The sequence below is a fragment of the Thermodesulfobacteriota bacterium genome (assembly GCA_040758155.1).
GTDB lineage: Bacteria > Desulfobacterota > Deferrimicrobia > Deferrimicrobiales > Deferrimicrobiaceae > UBA2219.
The window spans coordinates 7,457-10,109 of record JBFLWB010000110.1 but is presented as its reverse complement, the minus strand read 5'-3'; the positions used below and the strand labels follow the sequence as shown (position 1 = coordinate 10,109).

At 64.5% G+C, this 2,653-nt stretch carries 4 protein-coding genes; all 4 read left to right on the top strand.

Annotated elements, in window-relative coordinates:
* Positions 1–82 precede the first annotated feature (82 nt).
* Positions 83–472 carry a 30S ribosomal protein S11 gene (gene rpsK / locus AB1346_07125; GenBank protein ID MEW6720203.1) on the top strand — a complete coding sequence of 130 codons (390 nt, stop codon included), beginning with the start codon at positions 83–85 and terminating at the stop codon, positions 470–472.
* A 40-nt stretch (positions 473–512) separates the two neighbouring features.
* On the top strand, positions 513–1,139 hold the full coding sequence (gene rpsD / locus AB1346_07120; GenBank protein ID MEW6720202.1) for a 30S ribosomal protein S4: 627 nt from the start codon (positions 513–515) through the stop codon (positions 1,137–1,139).
* Between the two features lie 30 nt (positions 1,140–1,169).
* Positions 1,170–2,177 carry a DNA-directed RNA polymerase subunit alpha gene (locus AB1346_07115; protein MEW6720201.1) on the top strand — a complete coding sequence of 336 codons (1,008 nt, stop codon included), beginning with the start codon at positions 1,170–1,172 and terminating at the stop codon, positions 2,175–2,177.
* 53 nt (positions 2,178–2,230) lie between these two features.
* Positions 2,231–2,653: 50S ribosomal protein L17 (rplQ, locus tag AB1346_07110; protein ID MEW6720200.1), on the top strand; the 423-nt coding region annotated here is incomplete at its 3' end.

Here is a 2,653-nt window from a genome sequence, read left to right as displayed (position 1 = left end):
GACCCGCAAGGGCCCGAGAAAGGGCGCCGTCGCGAAGAAGAAGGAAGCCACCAAGAAATAGCGGAAGAACAGCGGAGGAACGATGGCAACGCCGAAGAAAAAGGGGAAGAGGAAGGTCCGCAGGAACGTGCCGGTGGGCGTCGCCCACATCCAGGCGACCTTCAACAACACGATCATCACGATCACGGACCCCGACGGAAACACCCTGGCCTGGGCGAGCGCCGGCGCGAAGGGGTTCAAGGGGTCCCGGAAAAGCACGCCCTTCGCGGCCACCGTGGCGGCGGAAGACGTCGCCAAGAAGGCGATGGACTGCGGGGTGAGCGCCGTGACGGTGAATATCAAGGGACCCGGTTCCGGCCGCGAGGCCGCGCTCCGGTCGCTGCAGGCGGCGGGGCTGAAGATCAACTACATCCGGGACGTGACGCCCATTCCGCACAACGGCTGCAGGCCGCCGAAGCGGCGGCGCGTCTGAAACCGGGCGCAACCCCTAAGGAACAAGGAGGAAATCTTCTTTGGCAAGGTATCGAGAGGCCGTTTGCAGGTTATGCCGCAGGGAAGGCGTCGAGCTTTACCTGAAAGGGGACCGCTGCTTCACGGACAAGTGCGCCATCAAGCGGAGAGGGTATCCTCCGGGCCAGCACGGCCAGCGCCGCCCGAAGCACAGCGACTACGGGGTCCAGCTCCGCGAGAAGCAGAAGGCGAAGCGGATCTACGGCCTTCTGGAGAAGCAGTTCCGCAACTACTTCGAGAAGGCCGAGCGGATGAAGGGGAAGACCGGCGACAACCTTCTGATCCTGCTGGAACGGCGCCTCGACAGCGTGGTGTACAAGCTCGGGTTCGCGCAGACGCGGCGGGAGAGCCGGCAGATCGTGCGGCACGGCCACTTCACGGTGAACGGCAGGAAGGTGAACATCCCCTCCTTCCTGGTGCGCGCCGGGGACGCCGTCGAGCTCCGGGAGAAGAGCCGGAAGATCCCCAACCTGAACGAGTCGCTGGACGCCGTCGTCCGGAAGGGAATCCCCCCCTGGCTCGAGCTCGCGAGGGAGCAGTTCCGCGGCGTCGTCAAGGCGCTGCCGGTCCGCGCCGATATCCAGGAGCCGATCCAGGAGCAGTTGATCGTCGAGCTGTATTCGAAGTAAACCTCTTTGCGTTCAGGAATAGGGGGAAGCATGTTTCAACGAAACTGGAAGCAGCTCATCAAGCCCCGACGGATCGAGGTCCAGACCGATACGGCCACATTCAACTACGGGAAATTCGTCGCCGAGCCGCTGGAGCGGGGATTCGGCACCACGCTGGGAAACGCCCTCCGGCGCGTCCTCCTGTCCTCCCTCCAGGGCGGAGCCATCACCTCCGTGCGCATCGAGGGGGTCCAGCACGAGTTTTCCACGATGGTCGGCGTCGTGGAGGACGTGACCGATATCGTCCTCAACCTCAAGGAGATCCGGCTCCGCATGCATTCGCCGGAGCAGCGCACGCTCCGCCTGGAGGCCAAGGGGCCCTGCCGGGTGAAGGCGTCCGACATCTCTCCGGACCCCATGGTCGAGATCCTGAACCGCGACCACCACATCGCGGAGCTCTCCGACAACGCGGTCCTGAAGATGGAATTGACCGTCCGGATGGGGAAGGGGTACGTCTCCGCCGAAAGGAACCTCGAGGAGAACGCCCCGATCGGGACGATCCCCATCGACGCGATCTTCTCCCCGCTCCGGAAGGTGAATTTCACGGTCACGAACGCGCGCGTCGGACAGCAGACCGACTACGACCGGCTGACGCTCGAGGTGTGGACCGACGGCTCGATCCTGCCGGCCGACGCGGTCGCCTACGCCGCGAAGATCCTGAAGGACCAGCTCACGGTCTTCATCAACTTCGAGGACGAGGCAGAGCTGCCGGACGAGCCGCGCCGCCTCGACGAGGCCGCCGGCAACGAGAACCTGTACAAGCCGGTCGAGGAGCTGGAGCTCTCCGTGCGGGCCTACAACTGCCTGAAGAACGCGGACATCAAGTATATCGGCGAGCTGGTCCAGAGGTCCGAGCAGGAGATGCTCAAGACGAAGAATTTCGGCAAGAAGAGCCTCAACGAGATCAAGGAGGTCCTGGTCGGGATGGGGCTTTCGCTCGGGATGAAGGTTGAGGGGTTCGTGCCGGAGAAGTACAGCCCGCCGCGGGAAGAGGACTGACCAACTGAACACGAAGAGGATGCCTTATGCGCCACGCCAATGATCACAGAAAGTTGAGAAGGAACCCGGCACACCGCAAGGCGCTGCTGCGGAACCTCATGAATTCGCTGGTGCTTTCCGAGAGGATCGAGACCACGGTCCCGAAGGCGAAGGAGCTGCGGCGCCTCGGCGACCGGCTGATCACGCTCGGGAAGCGCGGCACGCTCCACGCACGGCGGCAGGCCTTCGCGTTGCTGAGCAGCAAGGAAACGACCGACAAGCTGTTCGAGTCGCTGGCGGGGCGGTTCACGGAGAGGAACGGCGGCTACACCCGGATCCTGCGGACGGGGTTCCGCGTTGGGGACGGGGCGGAGATGGCCATCATCGAGTACCTGCCGGCGGAGGAGAAGAAGACCGCCGCGAAGGGGAAGAAGAAGGCCGCCGCGAAGAAGGGCGCCGCCAAGCCGGAGAAGAAGCCGGCCGCCCGGACGCGCGCC